The sequence below is a fragment of the Siminovitchia sediminis genome (assembly GCF_042680885.1).
Taxonomy (GTDB): Bacteria; Bacillota; Bacilli; order Bacillales; family Bacillaceae_C; genus Siminovitchia; species Siminovitchia sediminis.
The window spans coordinates 158,176-179,204 of the sequence record NZ_JBHUEO010000005.1 but is presented as its reverse complement, the minus strand read 5'-3'; the positions used below and the strand labels follow the sequence as shown (position 1 = coordinate 179,204).

The following is a 21,029-nucleotide window of genomic DNA, read 5'->3' as shown; positions in this document are numbered from 1 at the left end:
TTTCGTCCCGGTTTTCTATCTACATAGAAAAAAATCTATGAATCTTCACTCTTGGGTTCTCTCTACAATTTCAACTTCGGTATGCAGATCAATACCATTTCTTTCCTTCACCGTTTCTTTTATATGGCAGATTAAAGCCAATACATCTGCTGCTTTGGCAGATCCATTATTCACAATAAAGTTTCCATGGAGTTCAGAAATTTGTGCGTCCCCAATAGAATATCCTTTCAAATTGGCATCCTGGATCAGTTTCCCTGCATGTTCAGGCAGAGGATTTCGAAATACACTGCCACAGCAAGGTTTAACCGGCTGTGTATCACGTCGATATGCTTTGTGTTTTTTCATTTCAGCCATGATGATTTCCTTATCCCCTGCAGCCAGCTGAAAGACTGCTTCCAAAACAATGCCAGGTCGTTTTTTCTGAAGGACCGACGTTCGATATGAGTACTCCATTTCTTCATGGCTCAGCCATTGAACGGTACCATCCGGAAAAAGAATCCGGGCCTTCTTCAGTATTTTTGAGACATCTGATCCATGAGCACCGGCATTCATATAGACAGCTCCTCCGACAGAACCCGGAATACCCCCGGCAAATTCTAAACCGCTCAGTCCCTTCCTGCTCATTGCATTGGCAAGAACGATGAAGGAATACCCTGCCCCCACCCGAACGGTTGTATCCTCCATATGCAGGTGATCCAGGCCTTTTCCTAATTTAATGACGGCTCCTGCTATACCCTCATCTGAAACAAGCAGGTTGGAACCTCGGCCGATGACTCTCCATGGTACTTTGTTTTTCTGAATTATTTCCATCACCAGTAACAATTGATCTATGGAATCAGGCTCGATAAAAACTTCAGCTGGCCCGCCTACTTTAATCGTTGTATGATTGGACAGCGGTTCATCCTCTTTCACCTTTCCAATTTCATTAGAACGCAGCTCTTCAATCAACTTTTTCATATTCATGCCCCTTTCAACTCCTGCCGCTTTCCATCATTTTCAGTAATACTTCATATAGCCGGTCGGAAGCATCAGGAAGTCCAAGCTCTTTAGATGCTTCACTCATATTCTTTCTTTTTTTGTCATCCAAAAGAATTTCATCTAGTGACGCGATGAGCTTTTGGCTTGATAAGTCTTTTTCCTTTAACATGATGGCCGCACCTGCAGACGTTAGTACCTCTGCATTTTTCTCTTGGTGATTGTTTGTCACATAAGGACTTGGAATGAGTATGGACGGAAGGCCCAATGCCGTAATTTCCGCAAGTGACGTTGCCCCTGCTCTTCCGACGACAACATCAATGGCCGAAAGAACTTTCTCCATATTATGTATGAAAGGAACTACCGCTACGTTCGGAGAATCACCGATCAGGTCAACTTCCTTTTTAACATCCGCAAAGTGAACTTCCCCGGTTATGTAAAGCACTTGATATGGCTTATTCGCAAGCTGTGCTAATGATTTTACAACAGCTTCATTAATGGGCCTTGCTCCTCTGCTTCCGCCTGTAATCAAAGCTGTGGGAGTGCCCTCTTTTAACCCCAGCTTCCCCAATTCACCAACACCGGTTTTTCCCACTACTTCAGTGGCACGGGGGTTTCCTGTAAGAATCACTTTATCTGCAGGAAAGTACTCCTTCGCCGATTCAAAACAAATGGCGATTTTCTTCACATACCTGCTTAAGAACTTATTGGTCAGACCCGGAACACTATTTTGTTCATGGATCACAGCCGGAATTTTCTTTTTCGCCGCAGCATACACAACCGGAGCGGATACATAACCGCCTGTTCCGATCACAGCATCCGGCTTGAACCGTTTAATAATCTGCTTGCTTTTTTTTACACCTTTTAAAAAGCGGATCACAGTTTTTATATTTTCGAATGATAACGATCTTTTGAATCCGGTAATTTCCACAGTTTCAAAAGGAATATTTTCTCTTCTAATAATATTGGCTTCCAATCCATTTTCGGTGCCGATATATAAAAAAGAAGTATCAGGATGTTTTTGTTTAATCGTCCTGATTAAGGCCAGGGCAGGATAAACATGACCCCCGGTGCCTCCTCCACTCACTATAATTCTCATGAGAACACCCCAGTTAGTCTATTCTAATAAACAAACTTCTTAATGATCTTATTGTACTATATTTTTTATAAGAAAAATGTTTTCCTAACGTATTGTTGTTTAATTGTAATAGAAAGTACGTGATGTATTGATATATGCTTTTCAAGCAGTTTTTCCTGCTTTACAGACAAACAAAAAAGAACCCAAATTCAATTGAGCTCTTTGGCTAGAAACGTGCATAGCGGCTTATGTTTAACAATACTCCCACTGCCATAAGCATAATTGTCAAAGAGGAACCTCCATAGCTGAGGAAGGGAAGTGTAATTCCGGTAACAGGCATCAACCCCGTAACGACTCCGATGTTAATCATCACTTGGATTGCGATCATTGATATAATTCCTACTGCAAGAAAGCTGCCGTATAAATCGGGCGCTCCCAAAGCTATCTTAATGCCCCGCCACAGCAAAAGGGCGAATAATAAAATGACGAGGCTTCCGCCGATAAATCCCAGTTCTTCCGAAAGTATGGCAAAAATGAAATCCGTCTGCGGTTCAGGCAAGTAAAAGAATTTCTGTCTGCTCTGTCCCAAACCTAAGCCAAATAATCCTCCCGGACCGATGGCATACAGCGATTGAATGATTTGGAACCCGCTGTTCAGAGGATCTTGCCACGGGTCAAGAAAAGATGTAATCCTTGCCATTCTGTAGGGGGCCGATAAAATCAGACCAACAAAGCCTGCCAAACCAATCAGTCCCAAAATGACAAAGTGAAGGATCCTGGCTCCGGCAATAAACAGCATGATGAAGCATGTTCCAACCATCACAGTCCCTGTACCAAGGTCAGGCTGCAGCATGATCAGGGCAAAGGCAAGAAATACTAACGAAAGTGAAGGAACCAGCCCTTTCCTTATGGTTGTAATGTATCTTTGCTGTTCAGACAGGAACTTTGCCAAAAAAGCAATCAATGCGAGTTTAATAAATTCGGACGGCTGCACGGAAAAAGCACCGACTCCAATCCAGCTCCGTGAACCATTTCTTTCCATTCCGATACCGGGAATTAAAACTGCCACGAGCAAAATGAAGCAAATCAGCAGCATGGGCTTGGCCCACTTCCGCCATGACCAATAATCAATATTCATCATAAAAAACATGGCGGCAAAGCCAAGCCCTGCAAAAAGCAGCTGCCTTTTTGCAAAGAAAAAAGAATCATTAAACTTATAATCAGCCCAGACAGCACTGGCGCTGTAAACCATAATCAGCCCAATGGCCAACAAAGTCATGGTAACGATAATTAAAATGAAATCGGGTGTAGATTTTTTTAACGGCAACAGTCAGCACCTCTGCCTCCACTGAATTTAAGCCTGTTCCATACACCTGTTATTGGCTCTCTTTCAATCTATGCACCGCTTGTTCAAAAATATGCCCCCTGATTTCAAATGTTTTGTATTGATCCCAGCTTGCACAGGCAGGGGAAAGGAGTACAACATCACCCGGTTCGGATAAGTGATAGGATACCGGAACAGCCTCCTCTACATTATCGACGTGAATAATCGTTTGTATTCCCGCCTTTTTTCCGGCTTCCTCGAGTTTTTTGGCTGTTTCACCAAAGAGTACCAAAGCCTTGACCCCGGACAGATAGGGCACAAGCCCGGTAAATCCGTTCCCCCTGTCCAATCCTCCCGCCAACAACACGACCGGCTGCCGGAAAGCCTGCAAGGCACTTTGAGTGGCCAAAATGTTTGTCGCTTTGGAATCGTTATAAAACTTTCTCCCATGTACTTCATCAACAAACTGGGTCCGATGCTGGACTCCCTGAAATGTTTTGAGTACATGTTGGATTGCCTCATTGCCGACCCCAACGATCTTAACTGCAGCTATGGCTGCAAGGATATTTTCAAGATTATGCTTTCCGGGCAGCAGGATGTCTCCTGTATCGATTATTTCCTCACCAAAATAGACAATGCGGCCGTTTTTAATGGATACTCCCTCTTTAAGAAACCTTTGAGTAGAAAATGGGATCCGGGCTGCCTTGGAATAGCTGACCCACTCAAGAAGTTCTTCCTGGTCGGCATTAACGACCAGAAAATCCGATTCTGTCTGATTTAATGTAATATTTGCCTTTGCTTTTGCATAATTTTCTCTCGTTCCATGATAATCAAGATGAGCATCGTATAAATTTGTAATAACCGCTATATGGGGTTTAAATTGATCTACACCCATCAATTGAAAAGATGATAGCTCAACAACCATCTGATTTTCTGCAGTAGCCTTCATTGCTACTTCTGACGCCACTGTACCGATATTTCCTGCAATCAAAGGATGCATGGAGGCTTGCTCCAGCATTTTGAAAATCAGCGTGGTTGTGGTTGTTTTTCCGTTGGAGCCGGTGATCCCGATCATGTCAGCTTCAGAAATACGATAGGCAAGTTCAATTTCTGTAATAATAGGAATACCCATTTTCATAGCCTTTGCTACCAGGGGATTCGTATAAGGAATTCCTGGATTCTTTACAATCAATTCGAAACCTTCATCAAGAAGCTCTGGTGGATGGCTTCCGCAAATGACTGTAATTCCTTTTTCAAGCAAGCCCTGTGCAGCAGAATTTTCCTCAAAAGGTTTCTGATCGTTTACAGTGACAAAGGCACCTAATTCATGCAGCAATGTAGCGGCTGCGACACCGCTTTTCGCCAACCCGAGCACAAGTATTTTTTTATGCTGATAATCCGTAATTTTCTTCAATTCAGACCCACACCTCTATGTAGATTCCCAGAATGGCACAAAGAAGTCCAACAGCCCAAAATGTAACAACTACTCGCCATTCTGACCAGCCTATCAGCTCATAATGATGGTGCAGCGGACTCATTTTAAAAATTCTTTTTCCCGTCAGCTTAAATGATATCACCTGCAAAATGACCGATAGCGTTTCAATTACAAATATACCACCGATAACGAGAAGAATGAACTCAGATTTTGTAAGGATGGAAACTGCTGCTATTGCGCCTCCAAGTGCAAGGGATCCCGTATCCCCCATAAATACTTTGGCAGGATGGGCATTAAACACAAGAAAGCCCAATACCGCACCCACCACGGCAACAGAAAATACTGCTATTTCATACTGGGACTGGCTCCATGCCAAAATAGCAAAAGCACCAAATGCAATGGCGGACGTCCCTGATACAAGGCCATCCAATCCATCGGTTAAATTTACAGCATTAGAGAATCCTACCATCCAAAAAATGATAAATAATGAATAGAAAATTCCCAGATCTATTGAAAGACCAGTTAAGGGAATGGCTATTTCTGTAGAAAAATCCAGATTTCTTAACACAAAATAAAAGATCAGGGCAATCATGATTTGTCCAAGCAGCTTTTGTTTGGAGGTCAAACCAAGATTGCGTTTCATGACAATCTTGATAAAATCATCAAGAAATCCCAGCAGACCGTATCCAAAGGTGACTAAAATGAGTAAATATGTATCGGAACCCGGCTCAGTATATTTTCCGGTCATCACCAATGTAGTCACAATCAGGGAGATGATGATCAATATCCCTCCCATTGTCGGGGTTCCACTTTTCTTTTGATGGGATTTTGGGCCCTCGTCCCGAATGCTCTGGCCAAATTTCAGCCTTCTTAAAAAAGGGATAAAGAGGGGGGATAGCAGTACGGTAATCAAAAAGGACATGATGATCGTAAATAGAACAACTCTTTCTATCATATTTGATCCCCCCCGAATTTCCTGATGTTTTGTCTTTCTTTTTTGATGTACTTCCTTAACATTCCGGCTGCTCCTTGCTTTTGCAAGAAGACAACTGTTTTATTTTCATCTTTTCTATCACCTTTATGATCAGGTATGATCCTTTCCACATCTTCATATGTCAGCATTTCTTATACTCCTTAATCGCATTCCTCGCAATCTGGCGGTCATCAAAATCCAAGACCTGATTGCCAATAATCTGATAGGTTTCATGTCCCTTACCGGCAATTAACACAATATCCCCCGCATGAGCAGCTTGTATAGCAGCCACTATTGCTTTTTTTCGATCAGGGATCACTTGATATGTTCTTCCTTTCACCCCTTGTTCCATGTCATTTAAAATGGCAAGCGGGTCTTCCGTACGCGGATTATCTGAAGTGAATATAGGGTCAGTTGCATAGTCGCAAGCAACCTTAGCCATCAGTGGACGCTTTGTACGGTCCCGGTCACCTCCGCACCCGACAATCGCAAATACCCTTTTTCCGGCGAACTCCCCAATCGTTTTCAATACGTTTTCCAAACTGTCAGGTGTATGGGCATAGTCTACGATAACAGAAAAATCTTGTCCCTCGTCTACACTTTCAAACCTTCCGGGAACACCGTGTACCTTTTCTACTGTTCGAATGATCGTTTCAAGCGGCACTCCCGATACATACCCAGCCGCTATCGCAGCAAGTGTATTGTATACGCTGAACTTTCCCATCAGCTTCAGCGCTATTTCTGTCTTTCCTTCAGGTGAGGAAAGAGTAAATGTTGTACCGGTTCTGCCTATCTTCAGGTGCTCGGCACTAAAATCAGCAGGATGATCGATTCCATAGGTCACCACATGTGCCGAAGTGTCAGCTATAAATTGACCTCCAGCCGGATCATCTGCATTAATCACAGCAAATTTTGGGGTGGCATAAGTATTGCCGAGCTTGGTAAATAATAGGCCTTTTGCACGCTGATATTCTTCCATCGTTTCATGATAATCCAAATGGTCCTGAGACAGATTAGTAAAGACAGCCACATCAAAATCACAGCCGTTGACCCTTCCCTGGACGAGTGCATGGGAAGAGACTTCCATCACTGCGGCATTTACCCCATGACTGACCATATCAGCAAAGGTTTCCTGCAATACGATCGTATCTGGTGTCGTGTTCTTTGTTTCAATCACCCGGTCACCGATTTTCATGCTGATTGTGCCGATCAGTCCAGTTTTTTGCCCGGCTTCCTTAAAAATCTCATCTAGGATAAAAGTGGTCGTTGTTTTTCCGTTGGTACCGGTTATTCCGACCAAGTGCAATTGGGAGGTAGGATGCTGATAAAATGTATCAGCCAATACTGCCATGGCGTACTTTGTATCTCTTACTACAACGACAGGGACCGGCAGATCCATGTGTTTTTCAGAGAGAATGGCAGAGGCTCCCTGTTCAGCTGCTTCTTTGGCAAATTGATGGCCGTCGGCCGTATGGCCTTTGATACAGATAAACAGTGCACCCTGCTCTACTTTTCTATGATCATTCACAATACATGTAATTTCAGGATTCTCGCTTGTTGGCTTTACAAGCGGCAAGGCGTTTAACAGTGTATGAAGCTTCATTCTTACAAGTCCTTTCTATTTCGATAATACTAATGAAGTAATCGTAATGCCCTTTTTCTATAAATCTCTAATTTTTTTTGATCAGCAACCATTTTACCATATTCGGAAACCATATAATACTCGGTTTGGTGTCCTTTACAGCAAAAGTTCCGGAAAAACCCAAAGAAGATACTTGACCCGTTTCATATGAAAAATCCACCGATAACATCTATATGCCAGTCATCGTGCAGAATAGTTCCTTTCATTCGAAAAATCTACCCGGTGATCAATTCGGGTAGATTTTTGGGTACCAACTTTCACCAATGTGAAGTGTTTTTTATTTCATATAAACCCTGATAACTGAACCCTCTTCCACTTTAACACCCGGATCGGGTGCCTGCTGAACCACTTTGGAACCTTCTCCGCTGACTTCCAGCCGAAGATTAAGCATTTGATGCAGCAGCTCTTTCCTGGTTGCTCCTTTCAAGTCGGGTACCGTTACCATCTTGGGATCCAGCCAATTCTCCTCTTTTTCAATTTGGTTCTTTCTTGGCTTTACATCTAGAGCCCGCAAGGAATCTTCCATTATTTTACCCACAATAGGGGCTGCCACCGTTCCACCAAATTGAATCGTCCCTTTTGGGTTATCCACAGCAATATATATAACCATCTGGGGATCGTCCGCCGGGGCAAATCCAATAAACGATACAATATGGTTATTTTCCAGGTATCGTCCGTCCTTGGCTTTCTGGGCTGTACCTGTTTTCCCTCCGACTCTGTACGTATCTATAAAAGCATTCTTTCCTGTACCCTGTGCTACTACACTTTCAAGTGCATGGCGGATCTCCTTGGACGTTTCTTCAGAGATAACCTGCCGTTTTGCTACAGGTGCCTTTCTCATGGCAACTGTACCGGTTACAGGATCCACAAGCTCCTTGGCAATGTACGGCTGATATAACGTTCCACCGTTTACAGCTGCAGCTACAGCAGCGACCTGCTGGATGGGAGTTACTGACACCCCTTGGCCAAAAGAGGTAGTAGCTTGCTCCACCGGTCCCACGCGGTCCATATTAAACAATATGCCAGTACCCTCTCCTGCCAAATCAATGCCTGTCTTTTGACCAAATCCAAATCCTTTAATATAATCAAACAGCTTTTCTTTTCCTAAACGATCTCCCAGTTCAACAAACCCGGGGTTGCAGGAATTTTGAACCACCTCTAAAAAACTCTGGCTCCCATGCCCCCCTTTTTTCCAGCACCTTAAATGAGCACCGCCCACCTTTACAAAACCCGGATCATGGAAGTGGTCATGCTCTAAATCAACCAGGCCTTCTTCCAAAGCCGCAGCAAGAGTAATAATCTTAAAGGTAGAACCAGGCTCATACGTACTCCAGATCGGTAAATTCCGATTATAGATTTCCTGAGGAACGTCCCGAAACTCTGCCGGATCAAATGTCGGCCTGCTTGACATCGCAAGAATTTCACCATTATTCGGATCCATTGCAATGGCTACAATTCCATCCGGATTAAACGTTGCCTCCGCATTATCGAGTTCCCTTTCCATAATTGTTTGGATTCTTGTGTCGATGGTCAACTTGAGATCCAATCCATCTACCGGCGCTTCATAATCGTCAGACATATCGGGCATTCTTTTCCCTTTGGCATCTGAGAAAAATTGAACGGAACCTTTCTTCCCCTGAAGCTCTTCATCATAATAAAGTTCAAGACCCATCAATCCCTGATTATCGATGCCTGTAAAACCCAATACATGGGATAAATAACTTCCAAATGGATAATGGCGCTTGGAATCTTCCGCTATATAGACTCCTTTGATATTCAATGCCCGGACTTCCCTTGCTTTCTCATATGAAATTTTTCTGCCTTCAGGAACTCTTTCTATAGAAGAATTAGCTGTCATATGCTTGTACAGTTTTTCCTTGGAAACATTCAGAACAGCCGCAAGTCTTTCTGCTGCTTCCGGCGGATCTTCAATTTGCCTGGGTACAATATAAACGGTCGGGGCACTTTTATTCTCTGCAATTGCAACGCCATTTCGATCCACAATTTTTCCGCGTTCCGGTTCAAAGGGAATGTTCCTGCTCCATGAATCCCTCGCCCGTTCCGATAAATCATCCCCTAGTACAAACTGGACATAACCCAGCCGTATATCAATGATTAAAAAAACGATCAGTCCCATCAACAGAAAATAGGAAAGTCTTTTCCTGACTGTAACAGTTGAAACCCGCTTCACAAAAGGCCCTCCTCTTTTTACGGCTCGTTCAACTATATGTCCTTTTCTGTCTGAATAGACCAATCGCTCTATATGATTCAGAAGCTTACTTATTAATTAAGCGGTGCTTCAGTATCTGTGACTTCTTTTTTTGCTTTTTGCTGTTCCAATATTTCTGTTTGGGTGGCAAAGTTGACAACAAGTTGTTCTCCCGGAGTTATAGGAGCATTAGGCTTGATGTTTTGTTTCGTTGCATACCCTGTTCCTACCATATTGATTTGAAGTTCCGCCAAGTTGGCAACCTTCAATACATCTCTTTTCGACCACCCGGTCACATTCGGCATGGAGAGCTTGCCATTTGTTCGGATCACTACCTTTTCTCCTTCCATCACCGTTTCTTTACGCTTGGGTGATTGATCGGTAACTTTATCCCCATTTCCGATGACGACAGGCGATAATCCTTTTTCTTTTAAATAGTCTTTGGCTTCCTGGACCGTCATTTTGGTCAGATCAGGTAATTCAGTCACCCTCGTCTCTTCCATCTTCTGCGGTTCAATATTTAAATATTGGAGACTGCTTTGCATCACTGGTTTAAAAATTTCAGATACAGGCAAAGCTCCATTTTCATCCATTTCTAACTTCGGCTTTTCTACCACTACATACATCAGCAATTCCGGATCTTCTTTTGGTGCCATTCCCAAAAATGAAAAGATATGATTCTCCCTGCCTGTTAAATATCCGCCGCCAGGAGAGGCAATCTGCGCCGTACCTGTTTTACCGGCGACCGAATATCCATCAAGCTGATAAAATTGTCTTCCTGTCCCATGCTCAGAAGTGATGACCGTTTCCAATATATCCCGTACCTTTATGGCCGTATCGGGACTTATCGGCTGTCCGCTCACTTGCGGCTTTGTTTTTGTTACTTCCCCGCTGGCCGGGTCAATAATCTTATCAACAACATAGGGCTGCATCATTTTTCCGTCATTGGCAATAGCCGTTGCAGCTTGAATCATCTGCATGGACGTGACTGTTGTTCCCTGTCCCATCACACTCGTCACTTTTTCAATCGGCCAATTATATAAAATATTACCGCTGGCCTCATTTGGAAGAGCAATTCCGGTTTTTTTGCCAAAGTGAAATTTGTCCATATACTGTTTCCATTTGTCTGTTCCCATCTTTTCCAGCAAATACGCGAATGCGACGTTGGAAGAGCGCTGTACACCTTCAAGGTAAGTGATGGTGCCCCAACCTCTTCCCTGATTATGGTCATTGATGGGGGGCTGTTTTTTATCCAAGTAGTACTTTCCGGATTTGAATTTAGCATTTGGATTAAAAACCCCTTCTTCAACAGCCGCAGCCAAAGAGAAGATTTTCATCGTGGATCCTGGTTCAAATGTAGTTTCAACCACTTCATTATGCCATGTTTTTTCAATTCCTTCCCGAGTTGCCGGATGATAAGTGGGGCGCTGTCCCATAGCAACGATCGCACCCGTTTTTGGATCTGCCACAACGGCAAGGATTTTGCTGGGTGAATATTCCCGATCCACCTTATTCATTGCGTCTTCCAGGAAGGTTTGAATCTTTTTATCAATGGTTAAGTACATATCTTTTCCGTGTTTCGGCTCATCAATTTGTTTCTCCGAATTAGGTAAAATGTAATTCCATACATCTCCCTTGTAACGGATCGCCCCATCTTCGCCCTTCAGCATTTCATCATAGCTCTTTTCCAAGCCTGCCTGGCCTGTAATTTTGGATGACTTATCGTCAGCTTCTTCTTTTTGAGCATAGCCGATTAAATGGGAGGCAAACACTCCGTTGGGATAAAAGCGTTTTGTATCTTTTTTAAAGCCGATACCAGGCAAATCCAGGTTTTCTATTTCTTCTTTGACCTGATGGGATAAGTCGCGTCCGGCAGGGCCAAACTCAACTTGTTTCCTTCCTTCTTTCGTCAGCAGCCGATAGATTTCTTCCTCGCTGAGTGAAATATAGTCCGCCAGCTTTGCTGCAGTTTTTCGGGGATCCACCACATGGTTTGGATTCTCCTGGTCTGTGGTGAGCGTTTCATCCAACACGGCCACAAGTGTATAAGACGCCGAGTCCTCGGCAATCACTTCCCCTTCCCGGTCATAAATGGTGCCCCTCTTGGCTTTCAGTACATCTGAACGCATATACAGTTGCGATGCTTTGGAAGCCAGAGGCTGTCCTTTTACTTCTCCGGTATATTGAATCGTAATAAATCTTACGGTCAAAATAAAAAAAAGCAGCCCGAATATTAAAAATAACAGTGCTGCTCCTATATTTCTATTTTTTTTTTGAACATTCATCTGTTTTCAACAACCTTAACGTTATTCTCATTTAAGTTCAGGCCCAATTCATTGGCTTTCTTCCAAACCCGTTCATATCTGCTAAGTTCATCGACTTGCATGTCCAAGTCACTGGTGATCTTTTCATGATTTTGTATAGCTGTTTCTACTTCCTGAAGTTCCTTGTTCACTTCATAAATATCTGCCTGAACCGAAAGGATTTTTACTGACATAAAAATTATAAACGCAGCCAGCAATAAAAACAACAGTTTTTCACCCGGACTAATTTTCACATGTCTCTGGACTTTCTGAACTTGAACGTCTTTTGGTTGAATGCTTTGGTTTTCCTGCAATTGGCGGGCCAGGTTGCTCATTTTTCACTCCCCATTTCTCTATAAAGTCTCTTCTATAGTTTCTCTGCAATTCGAAGTTTTGCCGACCTTGCACGATGATTGGCTTCCAATTCATCTTCCGTCGGGACAATCGGCTTTCTGTTGACCAGCTTTAACAAAGGTTTATATTCATCCGGAATGACTGGCAAACCCGGCGGAAGTGCCGGCCCTTCGCTGGCCTCTTTAAATACGTGTTTACAAATTCGGTCTTCCAAAGAATGGAAAGTAATCACGCTGATTCTTCCCCCTCGTTCCAAACATGCAATTGCTTGTTTTAACGAGTCTTCAAAAACTTTCAATTCATCATTAACTGCAATCCGGATAGCCTGAAAAATTCTCTTTGCCGGATGGCCCCCTTTTCTTCGGGCGGGAGCCGGAATACTATCCTTGATGATATCCACCAATTCAAAGGTTGTACGTATCGGCTGTTTCTTTCTTTCAGACTCAATATTCCTGGCAATTTGCTTAGAAAACTTTTCCTCCCCATACTGAAAGAAAATCCTCACTAACTTTTCATACGGCCATTCATTGACTACGTCAAAGGCTGTAATCTCACCATCCAAATCCATTCTCATATCAAGCGGAGCGTTGTGTTGATAGCTGAATCCGCGTTCAGGAGTATCTAATTGCGGAGAGGAAACTCCCAGATCATATAGAATACCATCGACCTTTTCGATTCCTAATGCTGCGAGTTCCTCAGCCAAATGTTTAAAGTTGCTCTTTACCAGAGTCAGTTTGTCTTTATGTTCCTCCAGCTTTCTTTCTGCGTTGGCTATAGCAGTCTCATCCTGATCAAAGGCAATCAGCCTGCCGCCCTGTGATAGCTGTGACAATAGATAAGAGCTATGGCCGGCTCCTCCCAGTGTGCAATCAACGTATATACCGTCCGGCTTAACATTCAGTCCGCCGACTGTTTCCTTGAGCAAAACTGTCGTATGGGAAAACACTATTTCATTCACCATCCAAATTCATTAACCATTGTACAAGATTGTTTAAATATCAAAGTCAATCATATTCTCGGCAATTTCTGCAAAGGATTGTTCTGATTCTGAGAAATAGTCTTCCCATAAATCTTTGCTCCAAATCTCAAATCGATTGGATACCCCTAATATGACACATTCTTTCTCTAATTTTGCGTATCCAAGCAGTGAAGCAGGCAAGTTCACTCTGCCCTGCTTGTCCAATTCACATTCTACTGCTCCCGAAAAGAAAAAACGGGTAAAGGCACGTGCGTCTTTTTTTGTCAGTGGCAGGGCTTTTAATTTTTCTTCAATCTGTTTCCACTCGTCCAACGGGTAGCCGAATAAACATTGATCCAAGCCCCGGGTTATGACGAAGTTCTCTCCCAGGTGCTCCCTAAATTTGGCAGGCACGATTAACCGGCCCTTGGCATCTATGTTATGTTGGTATTCACCCATGAACATGACCTTTGCCCCCACTTTCTATAATAACTGTACCACAATCCCCCACTTGCCACCACTCTTTTTTAGTAATTGTCCAAGCTTTTTATCCGCTATTTTCGATAAAAAAAAGCCTGCTTCTATAGAAGCAGGCTCATAATTTGATGATTTGATGTCTGCCGTCAAATTTATACGGCAAAGTCAGCAAATCATCGATAAATTTCATGCTATATTCGTTAATAAAGTAAAATATATTCCATATCCTTTCCTGCGGCTGGCCTTCCGGCAAGATGACATGTTCTATACGGTCATATTTTTCCAAAATAGCTTCATGCTTTCTTTTTATGCTGTCTTCCACTTTCCTTTGCAGGAATTCCAGCTGTCTCACATGCATTTGAAGATTCGTTTGTGCAAGTGCCACATGCCCGCGGTCCATCTCTCCAACTTTTTCAGTAATGACTTCATACCGTTTTTCAAGTTCCATTTTTGCTTCTGCAATCATGGCCTCAAATTCATTATCTTGAACCGATGCAAGAAACCGGGCTTTTTCTTCGGCCGTCCCATTTCTCATAACATCTTCGATAGAGAGTTGTAATTCCTCCATATCACTTTCCGTTCGTTTATCTAATAAGGTCATGTTCAATCTGGGGATGATGGGAGGCATTTGGCTGTCTACCACTTCAAATGCCGAGAGCAGCTCTCCCCAATAAGAAATTTCTCCCGGTCCGGCAATAAAGGCCAGTGTCGGAAACAGCCATTCCTGCATGAGAGGACGGGTGGCCACATTATTGCTGAAACGTTCCGGATGAGACTCCAGCAGATCAAGCAGTTCACCAGGGGTAAAACACAATTCACCAGTTTTATTAACAAACGTGTTTTCTGCCGGGTCAAACTCCAATAATTCCCGTTCCTGATGATGATAATAAAAAACATTTGACCCATGTCGATCTATTTCTATGGTACTGGCAAAACCTGAGCTATGTTTTTTTTCCTGCTGCAATAAAATGGCATCTGTAATTTCTTGGCGTTGGTCAAGGATCCTGGAAAAAAAGGGTTTTTCCAAAACCCTTAATTGTGGATCAGCTGAGTCAATCAAAAGCAAACCATATTCTTTAAAGAAATGCATCAGTATATATGAGAAAAACTCTGTGAAACTTCGCGTATTGATAACAGCTTCATCCAGAAAAGAAAGTACTTCTTTTGTATGGGAGCGATCCCCAAAATGAGAAAATACTTCGCGGATCCATGCCTTCATCTTTTGTGTATTAAATTCTATATGGGATGCCATTTTTTTCCCGGAAACAGTTTCACGGTAACTTTTCTTTTTACATTGGCCATGGTAAAAGGCATATACATGATTAATTTCTAAGTAATCATGATCTTCACCGGCTACCCAAAAAACTGGAACAACCGGTTTTCCTAAATGGGCTTCCTGCTGCTTTGCCAGAACAATAATGGAGATCACTTTATATATGGTATACAGGGGGCCTGTAAGCAGGCCTGCCTGCTGTCCTCCTATAACCACGGTGGAATCCGGCTGTCTCAGTTTCCCCAATGACTCCTCCACCGCTTGAGACGCCGGGTATTTCTTCATATATTGCTGTATACAATCAGCAATGCCCTTCCGGTCAAATTCCCTTTTCATAAGGTCTTCATATCGCCGGGTAAAAACTGTTTCATCTTGTATATCATAATGAAAGAAATCCTTGACAGATTCCTCGTTTTCCATATATAGAGAAGCGAAACGGTTGGTTGCCAAAAATTCCGCATGTGCCAATTCCATCTATGTACTCCCTTTCTGCACCTAATTCCATTAAAAAGAAGTATAGCAAACTATATATCCAAAAGATATTTTCCTGCTTTCATGTAAGACATTAAACATTGAAAATTAAATCTTTGGCTCTTGTAATAACTCCAAATATGATAAGGCCAATATAAAAAAACGAAAACAAAAGAAAGTTCAATCGCCAATATCCTGCAAATACCTTTTTATAAATGATTTCCTCTCTGGTTTTCCAATGAAGGATGGTGAAAAAAACAGCAGTAATTAGCATAAACAGGATGATCACAAACAAATAGGAGTTCTCCCAAATCGTGACTACCAAGAAGTGTACCGAGAAAATCAAAATAAATGTAGTCGAGTAGATTGCTGCATTTAATGCTTTTCGGTGATTCCGTGTCATTTGTTTGACAATCGTAAATATCAATACATAAAAAAGAATCGGCAGCGTAATAAATATTGCGGCTGCAGATGATAAAAACGTTCCCACTTCAGGTCTTTCAACTCCTTTCTAGTACTATGCCCTTAACCATTACATAAATCATTTGGACCGTTTGGAGCTTAACCCCTTTTCTTTCTGCAACTTTTAAGATGTATCCCAGAATAGCATCAATTTCCGTCTTTCTGCCTGCCTGTATATCAGACAACATCGATGAAGTATTATTCTTTGTATTGGTACAAATTCTTAAAACCTGATCAAATGACTGTTCCTTATTTCCTGACGGGAAAATGGAATAAATTTCTTCAAACATTAATTTTAAAATGGCATAATAATACGGGTTTTCAACCAGACGTCCATTCTTTACGCGGAAAACCACGGTCAATGGATTAATTAAAGCGTTTGCCACCAGCTTCTCTATCATCATCGTATAATAGTCGTTATGAACTGTGACAGGAAAATGTGGATCTGTACATTGCGGAAAGATCTCCGGTAAATTGGCATGTCCTTTAAATAGAGCCAAATTTGTCCTCCCTGCCCCATTATGGGAAACAGATTGATCATCCAGCCTTTTAGCACCGTGCTCCACCGTGGCGACAATGATTGTTTCATGCGGCAAGCCATGTAACATGTCAAGATGACCCATCCCATTTTGCACAAAGCATAAAGGAATATGTTTGGGAATGGACAGGAGCAGTGGTTTTAATTCCGGCATATCGTATTGCTTAACTGCCACAATGATGACATCCTGCTCCGTAAGACTTTCCTTTTCAAAACTCGCATTTACTTGGACAGCCCGCCCCTCCTTTTCAGGACTGTACAGAAAAATACCATTTTTTTTAATCCCCTGTGCCTGTTCTTCCCGTTTTGTAAATAGCGTTACAGGATGTTCCTGTCCCAAATAGGCTCCAAACAGGAGCCCGATAGAACCTCCTCCAATAATACCAACCAGCATATCATCATCACACCCGATATCATATTTCATCAATGTTTTCATTGTAGCAAATGAAGCTTTTTTCGCCTATAAAAATTCCTCTTTATAAAAAGAGGAACCGTGACATTTCTTTGATTTGCTTTTTGATGGTGATCACACAGGATATACCGGGTGTTTGCGCCTGCTAAAAACAACATCTTTCGAATCATAGAATGAAAAACGTTCAATTAAAACCCTGCGCAGGTCATCAGGTTCCGTAATTTCATCAACAATCAGTTCAGATGCCAACTGATAGATATCAATATGTTTCTTATATTCTTCCTGCTTTTCCAATACGAACGACCGCCGTTCTTCCGGATCCTCAATTGCTTCTATTTTATTGGAATAGACAGCATTGACAGCAGCTTCCGGTCCCATCACAGCAATCTGGGCAGTGGGAAGAGCGATGCAGACGTCCGGATCAAATGCGGGTCCGGCCATGGCGTACAACCCTGCTCCATATGCTTTTCTGACAATCACCGAAATTTTGGGAACAGTAGCTGAACTCATTGCAGCGATCAATTTTGCTCCATGCCTGATAATCCCTGCTCTTTCAACCTTTGTGCCGATCATGAAACCAGGGACATCTGCCAGGAATAATAAGGGAATATGGAATGCGTCACATAGCTGGATAAATTTTGCTCCTTTATCAGCGGAATCCACAAATAGAACGCCGCCTTTCACTTTTGGCTGATTCGCCACTATCCCGACCGCTTTCCCATCAAATCTGGCAAATCCTGTAATCAGCTCAGGTGCAAATAGTTTCTTTATTTCAAAGAAGCTTCCTTCATCAATCAGAGCATCAATGGCCTCATACATATCAAACGGGGCATTCTGATGTTTGGGAATGATCTGTTCAAGCCTTCTTCCTGCCCTGGCTATTCTCCCTTTATGACCCATTGGTTTCTCTGTATAATTTGCCGGAAAATAAGACAGATAGTTTTTTGCTTCTTTGATTGCATCTTCTTCAGACTGTACAAGAATGTCTCCACAGCCGCTTACCGTACAATGCATTCGTGCCCCGCCCATTTCTTCGAGGCTTACTTTTTCTCCAATTACTTTCTCAGCCATTCTGGGTGACCCCAAATACATAGACGCATTTTTATCTACCATAATCACTACATCACAAAATGCGGGAATATACGCGCCTCCCGCGGCTGAAGGGCCGAATAATATACACACTTGCGGAATCATACCTGACAGCTTTACTTGATTATGAAAAATTCTGCCTGCACCCCGGCGGTTGGGGAACATTTCCAGTTGATCCGTAATCCGGGCACCTGCCGAATCGACCAAATACAAAAGTGGAACTTTAAGCTTTTCAGCAGTTTCCTGCATTCTAATCATTTTTTCCACAGTTTTGGCACCCCATGAGCCCGCTTTTACGGTTGAGTCATTGGCTATTACACAAACTTTCTGTCCATTCACTCTGCCGATTGCTGTCACAACACCATCAGCCGGCAAGCTGCCGGTTTCGTAATTAGCAAATAATCCGTCTTCCTCATAGGACCCTTTATCGAATAATAGGGACAACCGGTCTCTTACAAACAATTTTTTTTGCTGTTTTAAACGGTCATGGTACTTTTGGCTGCCGCCCGCACGCACCGTATTCTTTCTGTTTTTCAACAGATCCCGGTCCTGATTGTCTCCCATATGTAAACCTCTCCCTTGAGTTCATTTATTCCAGAATAAAAAGAATGTCACCTTCATTGACAAAATCGCCGGTAGAGACGTTCACTTCTTTTATGGTTCCGGCTTCCTGACTCTCAATGGGTATTTCCATTTTCATCGATTCTAAAATCAATACAGTCTGTCCCGCCGAAATGTTTTCTCCGGGACTCACTTCGATTTTCCACACTGTCCCCGCCATAGTCGCCAGAATTTCCTTCATCTTTATCCCTCCGCTTTCTATCCAAGTTCTCAATGGGTAAATGACTGTCCACAATACTGGAAGCGTTCTCAGTGAAACCGCTTCCTATGTTTTATTATATCTGAAATTTTTTGGGCTTTGTTATATAATTGAATTAAATTTACATAAAAGGGTGTGAGGGGTTGAATATAATGACTGAACAAGTAAAAAAACTAAGAATCAACTATAAGACGCTTGAGGAGTTCAAGAAATTTAAGGAATATGGTGCACAAGAGTTATCTATGCTGGAAGACTTGCAAGATAACATTATTGAAGATGATTTGGATTCTCCTTTTTATGGAATTTACTTCGGTGACCAGTTAGCCGCACGTATGAGTCTCTATAAAAGAGATGCAAGATTCGACCAATATTTTGACCCTCCTCAAGATTACCTGGAACTTTGGAAGCTTGAAGTCCTCCCAGATTTCCGCGGGAGGGGTTATGGGACAAAACTTGTCGAATATGCAAAGAGCTATAATATGCCTATTAAGACAAATCCAAGATTAAATTCCCGTACCTTTTTTGAAATGATGGGTTTTCAGGCTGTTAAATATGACGTTGAAAGGGACCTTGGTGAAAACCCTTTGGTCTGGTTCCCAGCTGGAGTCAGTGAGCAAAAGCTCAGCCAGGAGGATTCATAGAATTACAAAATTCAGCTCATGCTTGTATGAGGGGGTTTTTGTTTGAAACGTACCGCTGAAATGGTATTGGGAATTATAGGGATCATCACCAGCGGAATTCTGTTGTTTTTTGGAGGATCTTTTATATGGGCCAATAAATCTGAGGAATTTAAGATGTTAATGACTGAGGAATTGGCCGCAAATCCTGCAGCCCAGCTGACATCTGATGAGTTATCGTTAGTCATGGAAGGATTGGCAAGTTATGGCTGGGCTTTGGTCATTGCTTCTCTAATCGGCATGCTCCTTGGACTGATCGGAGTCATTCGTATTAAAGGAAATAAGAATCCGAAGCTTGCCGGATGGATGTTTATTGCTGCAGGTGTCTCCATTGGCGTCATCTCGGTTGGATTTGGCTTTCTGCCGGCCATTCTTTATTTAATTGCTGGAATAATGTCCCTGGTCCGCAAACCTCCACCGGATGCACCTGATTCTGGTATAGAATAAATATCGGGCCGCTTGCCGGCCCGTTCAGTTTTTGAAATCACTAAACATCACTAGTCTCTTTCCTGGCTGCTTGATCGGCCAGTTTTCTTGCTTTATCCATGATGGACAGCAAATTGGAATACTCCGCCTGAAGCTGGGAATATTTTTTTTGTGTTTCTTCCAACTTTTCGTATAACTGATCAATCGTGTGCTTAAGTTTTCTGTTCTCTTCTTTGACTGCGCTGTACGACAGATGATTTTCCTCACGATCATCCTGCAGGCCCCTTAAATACGTAATGATGTCTTGTATAGATAACCGTTCTAGTTGCGGACTTTCCCCATTGCCTGTTCCACTCTCCATGAAAGGACTAGTTTTTTGGATCTTTTTTCGTTGTTGTTTGGCAGCAGCAATTTCATCCTGGTAGTTCTTTCGAACAAATGAATTCCAGCGAAATCCGCATGCTGCAGGTGTTCTGGCTAATTGGGCAGCTGCTTCTTTAAAAGCTTTCAATTGTGTACTTCCATCCCTTATATGTGAAAGAACCAGATCTGCCAGCAGTCTATCTTCCTCAATGGTCCACGCATCCTGTCTACCCGTTCCCATTTACATCACTCCCGCTTTTTAACACATACATATGCAACTACTAGAAAAGATAGACTATAGCGATATAAAAAAACTCAAGGAGCTGCAATCAAATTCTCTTATAAGTGGATGGAAATATATATGACCTCTGATAAAAGAGGAAAAACATAAAAACCTCTATTAATTTCAGAAAAAACAAAGTCAGGATTTTGGGATCACTTTCAATCGGGTACTTACATCTTTCCTCTTCAGCAGGTCCTGCCAAGGAGCACGCATCCAAACTTTTTGCATTTCAAAAAAAACAGGCGGAGAAACAATGTTTTCTCCGCCGATGTTACTGTTCTTTTTAATTAATCGTTAACCACTGATTTTCCTTTGTATGTTCCGCACTCTTTGCAAACACGATGGGCAAGTTTCTTTTCACCGCAATTTGGGCAATCAACCATTCCAGGTACATGCAGTTTAAAGTGAGTACGACGCTGTCTTTTCACAGTCTTAGACGTTCTTCTTTTTGGTACTGCCATTTGTTCCCACCTCCTTAGACAATCAT

21 protein-coding genes are annotated in these 21,029 nt (G+C 42.5%); 2 read left to right on the top strand and 19 right to left on the bottom strand.

Annotation, left to right across the window (positions count from 1 at the left end):
* Positions 1–45 precede the first annotated feature (45 nt).
* From murB to ACFSCZ_RS03350, 17 genes are all read right to left on the bottom strand, one after another.
* Positions 46–957, bottom strand: coding sequence for a UDP-N-acetylmuramate dehydrogenase (gene murB / locus ACFSCZ_RS03430; protein ID WP_380772345.1), 912 nt, complete (start codon positions 955–957; stop codon positions 46–48).
* Between the two features lie 13 nt (positions 958–970).
* Positions 971–2,074, bottom strand: a complete 1,104-nt coding sequence (gene murG, locus ACFSCZ_RS03425) for an undecaprenyldiphospho-muramoylpentapeptide beta-N-acetylglucosaminyltransferase (protein ID WP_380772344.1) — start codon at positions 2,072–2,074, stop codon at positions 971–973.
* A gap of 205 nt (positions 2,075–2,279) precedes the next feature.
* Positions 2,280–3,380 (bottom strand): stage V sporulation protein E, encoded by a 1,101-nt coding sequence (gene spoVE / locus ACFSCZ_RS03420; RefSeq protein WP_380772343.1) that lies wholly within the window; start codon positions 3,378–3,380, stop codon positions 2,280–2,282.
* Between the two features lie 49 nt (positions 3,381–3,429).
* Entirely contained in the window at positions 3,430–4,791 is a 1,362-nt protein-coding gene (gene murD, locus ACFSCZ_RS03415; protein ID WP_380772342.1) for a UDP-N-acetylmuramoyl-L-alanine--D-glutamate ligase, read from the bottom strand.
* A gap of 1 nt (position 4,792) precedes the next feature.
* Positions 4,793–5,767, bottom strand: a complete 975-nt coding sequence (mraY, locus tag ACFSCZ_RS03410) for a phospho-N-acetylmuramoyl-pentapeptide-transferase (protein WP_380772341.1) — start codon at positions 5,765–5,767, stop codon at positions 4,793–4,795.
* Positions 5,764–5,934, bottom strand: a complete 171-nt coding sequence (locus ACFSCZ_RS03405; protein ID WP_380772340.1) for a hypothetical protein — start codon at positions 5,932–5,934, stop codon at positions 5,764–5,766. The genes mraY and ACFSCZ_RS03405 overlap by 4 nt, the downstream gene beginning before the upstream one ends.
* Positions 5,928–7,388 (bottom strand): UDP-N-acetylmuramoyl-L-alanyl-D-glutamate--2,6-diaminopimelate ligase, encoded by a 1,461-nt coding sequence (locus ACFSCZ_RS03400; protein ID WP_380772339.1) that lies wholly within the window; start codon positions 7,386–7,388, stop codon positions 5,928–5,930. The genes ACFSCZ_RS03405 and ACFSCZ_RS03400 overlap by 7 nt, the downstream gene beginning before the upstream one ends.
* Positions 7,389–7,704: 316 nt before the next feature.
* Positions 7,705–9,618 (bottom strand): stage V sporulation protein D, encoded by a 1,914-nt coding sequence (locus ACFSCZ_RS03395; protein ID WP_380772338.1) that lies wholly within the window; start codon positions 9,616–9,618, stop codon positions 7,705–7,707.
* A gap of 92 nt (positions 9,619–9,710) precedes the next feature.
* Positions 9,711–11,921 carry a penicillin-binding protein gene (locus ACFSCZ_RS03390; protein WP_380772337.1) on the bottom strand — a complete coding sequence of 737 codons (2,211 nt, stop codon included), beginning with the start codon at positions 11,919–11,921 and terminating at the stop codon, positions 9,711–9,713.
* Entirely contained in the window at positions 11,918–12,274 is a 357-nt protein-coding gene (gene ftsL / locus ACFSCZ_RS03385) for a cell division protein FtsL (RefSeq protein ID WP_380772336.1), read from the bottom strand. Before ftsL ends, ACFSCZ_RS03390 begins: the two co-directional genes overlap by 4 nt.
* A gap of 32 nt (positions 12,275–12,306) precedes the next feature.
* A complete protein-coding gene (rsmH, locus tag ACFSCZ_RS03380; RefSeq protein ID WP_380772489.1) occupies positions 12,307–13,239 on the bottom strand; it encodes a 16S rRNA (cytosine(1402)-N(4))-methyltransferase RsmH in 933 nt (310 codons plus the stop codon).
* Between the two features lie 45 nt (positions 13,240–13,284).
* Positions 13,285–13,716, bottom strand: coding sequence for a division/cell wall cluster transcriptional repressor MraZ (gene mraZ, locus ACFSCZ_RS03375; protein WP_380772335.1), 432 nt, complete (start codon positions 13,714–13,716; stop codon positions 13,285–13,287).
* Positions 13,717–13,846: 130 nt separating this feature from the next.
* Positions 13,847–15,475: a bacillithiol biosynthesis cysteine-adding enzyme BshC gene (bshC, locus tag ACFSCZ_RS03370; RefSeq protein WP_380772334.1), complete on the bottom strand. Its 1,629-nt coding sequence runs from the start codon at positions 15,473–15,475 to the stop codon at positions 13,847–13,849.
* 91 nt (positions 15,476–15,566) lie between these two features.
* Complete coding sequence (locus ACFSCZ_RS03365) at positions 15,567–15,962, bottom strand: DUF3397 domain-containing protein (RefSeq protein WP_380772333.1); 396 nt, start codon at positions 15,960–15,962, stop codon at positions 15,567–15,569.
* Positions 15,963–15,972: 10 nt separating this feature from the next.
* Positions 15,973–16,896: a 2-dehydropantoate 2-reductase gene (locus ACFSCZ_RS03360; protein WP_380772332.1), complete on the bottom strand. Its 924-nt coding sequence runs from the start codon at positions 16,894–16,896 to the stop codon at positions 15,973–15,975.
* Between the two features lie 102 nt (positions 16,897–16,998).
* Complete coding sequence (locus tag ACFSCZ_RS03355) at positions 16,999–18,537, bottom strand: acyl-CoA carboxylase subunit beta (RefSeq protein WP_380772331.1); 1,539 nt, start codon at positions 18,535–18,537, stop codon at positions 16,999–17,001.
* A gap of 25 nt (positions 18,538–18,562) precedes the next feature.
* Entirely contained in the window at positions 18,563–18,775 is a 213-nt protein-coding gene (locus tag ACFSCZ_RS03350; protein WP_380772330.1) for an acetyl-CoA carboxylase biotin carboxyl carrier protein subunit, read from the bottom strand.
* 170 nt (positions 18,776–18,945) lie between these two features.
* On the opposite strand from ACFSCZ_RS03350, the gene ACFSCZ_RS03345 reads away from it, so the two are divergent.
* Both ACFSCZ_RS03345 and ACFSCZ_RS03340 read left to right on the top strand, forming a co-directional pair.
* Positions 18,946–19,434, top strand: a complete 489-nt coding sequence (locus ACFSCZ_RS03345) for an N-acetyltransferase (RefSeq protein WP_380772329.1) — start codon at positions 18,946–18,948, stop codon at positions 19,432–19,434.
* A 42-nt stretch (positions 19,435–19,476) separates the two neighbouring features.
* Entirely contained in the window at positions 19,477–19,917 is a 441-nt protein-coding gene (locus tag ACFSCZ_RS03340) for a DUF4064 domain-containing protein (protein WP_380772328.1), read from the top strand.
* A 40-nt stretch (positions 19,918–19,957) separates the two neighbouring features.
* Here ACFSCZ_RS03340 and ACFSCZ_RS03335 read toward each other — a convergent pair whose 3' ends face one another.
* Positions 19,958–20,500 (bottom strand): RsfA family transcriptional regulator, encoded by a 543-nt coding sequence (locus ACFSCZ_RS03335; RefSeq protein WP_380772327.1) that lies wholly within the window; start codon positions 20,498–20,500, stop codon positions 19,958–19,960.
* A gap of 329 nt (positions 20,501–20,829) precedes the next feature.
* Positions 20,830–21,003 (bottom strand): 50S ribosomal protein L32, encoded by a 174-nt coding sequence (gene rpmF / locus ACFSCZ_RS03330; RefSeq protein ID WP_380772326.1) that lies wholly within the window; start codon positions 21,001–21,003, stop codon positions 20,830–20,832.
* Positions 21,004–21,029: the final 26 nt, after the last annotated feature.

Excerpts from the sequence above, each read along its gene's own strand:
- murB (WP_380772345.1), bottom strand. The coding sequence starts at position 957 with ATGAAAAAGTTGATTGAAGAGCTGCGTTCTAATGAAATTGGAAAGGTG.
- murG (WP_380772344.1), bottom strand. The coding sequence starts at position 2,074 with ATGAGAATTATAGTGAGTGGAGGAGGCACCGGGGGTCATGTTTATCCT.
- mraY (WP_380772341.1), bottom strand. The coding sequence starts at position 5,767 with ATGATAGAAAGAGTTGTTCTATTTACGATCATCATGTCCTTTTTGATT.
- ACFSCZ_RS03405 (WP_380772340.1), bottom strand. The coding sequence starts at position 5,934 with ATGCTGACATATGAAGATGTGGAAAGGATCATACCTGATCATAAAGGT.
- ACFSCZ_RS03400 (WP_380772339.1), bottom strand. The coding sequence starts at position 7,388 with ATGAAGCTTCATACACTGTTAAACGCCTTGCCGCTTGTAAAGCCAACA.
- ACFSCZ_RS03390 (WP_380772337.1), bottom strand. The coding sequence starts at position 11,921 with ATGAATGTTCAAAAAAAAAATAGAAATATAGGAGCAGCACTGTTATTT.
- ftsL (WP_380772336.1), bottom strand. The coding sequence starts at position 12,274 with ATGAGCAACCTGGCCCGCCAATTGCAGGAAAACCAAAGCATTCAACCA.
- mraZ (WP_380772335.1), bottom strand. The coding sequence starts at position 13,716 with ATGTTCATGGGTGAATACCAACATAACATAGATGCCAAGGGCCGGTTA.
- bshC (WP_380772334.1), bottom strand. The coding sequence starts at position 15,475 with ATGGAATTGGCACATGCGGAATTTTTGGCAACCAACCGTTTCGCTTCT.
- ACFSCZ_RS03360 (WP_380772332.1), bottom strand. The coding sequence starts at position 16,896 with ATGAAATATGATATCGGGTGTGATGATGATATGCTGGTTGGTATTATT.
- ACFSCZ_RS03355 (WP_380772331.1), bottom strand. The coding sequence starts at position 18,537 with ATGGGAGACAATCAGGACCGGGATCTGTTGAAAAACAGAAAGAATACG.
- ACFSCZ_RS03350 (WP_380772330.1), bottom strand. The coding sequence starts at position 18,775 with ATGAAGGAAATTCTGGCGACTATGGCGGGGACAGTGTGGAAAATCGAA.
- ACFSCZ_RS03345 (WP_380772329.1), top strand. The coding sequence starts at position 18,946 with ATGACTGAACAAGTAAAAAAACTAAGAATCAACTATAAGACGCTTGAG.
- ACFSCZ_RS03335 (WP_380772327.1), bottom strand. The coding sequence starts at position 20,500 with ATGGGAACGGGTAGACAGGATGCGTGGACCATTGAGGAAGATAGACTG.
- rpmF (WP_380772326.1), bottom strand. The coding sequence starts at position 21,003 with ATGGCAGTACCAAAAAGAAGAACGTCTAAGACTGTGAAAAGACAGCGT.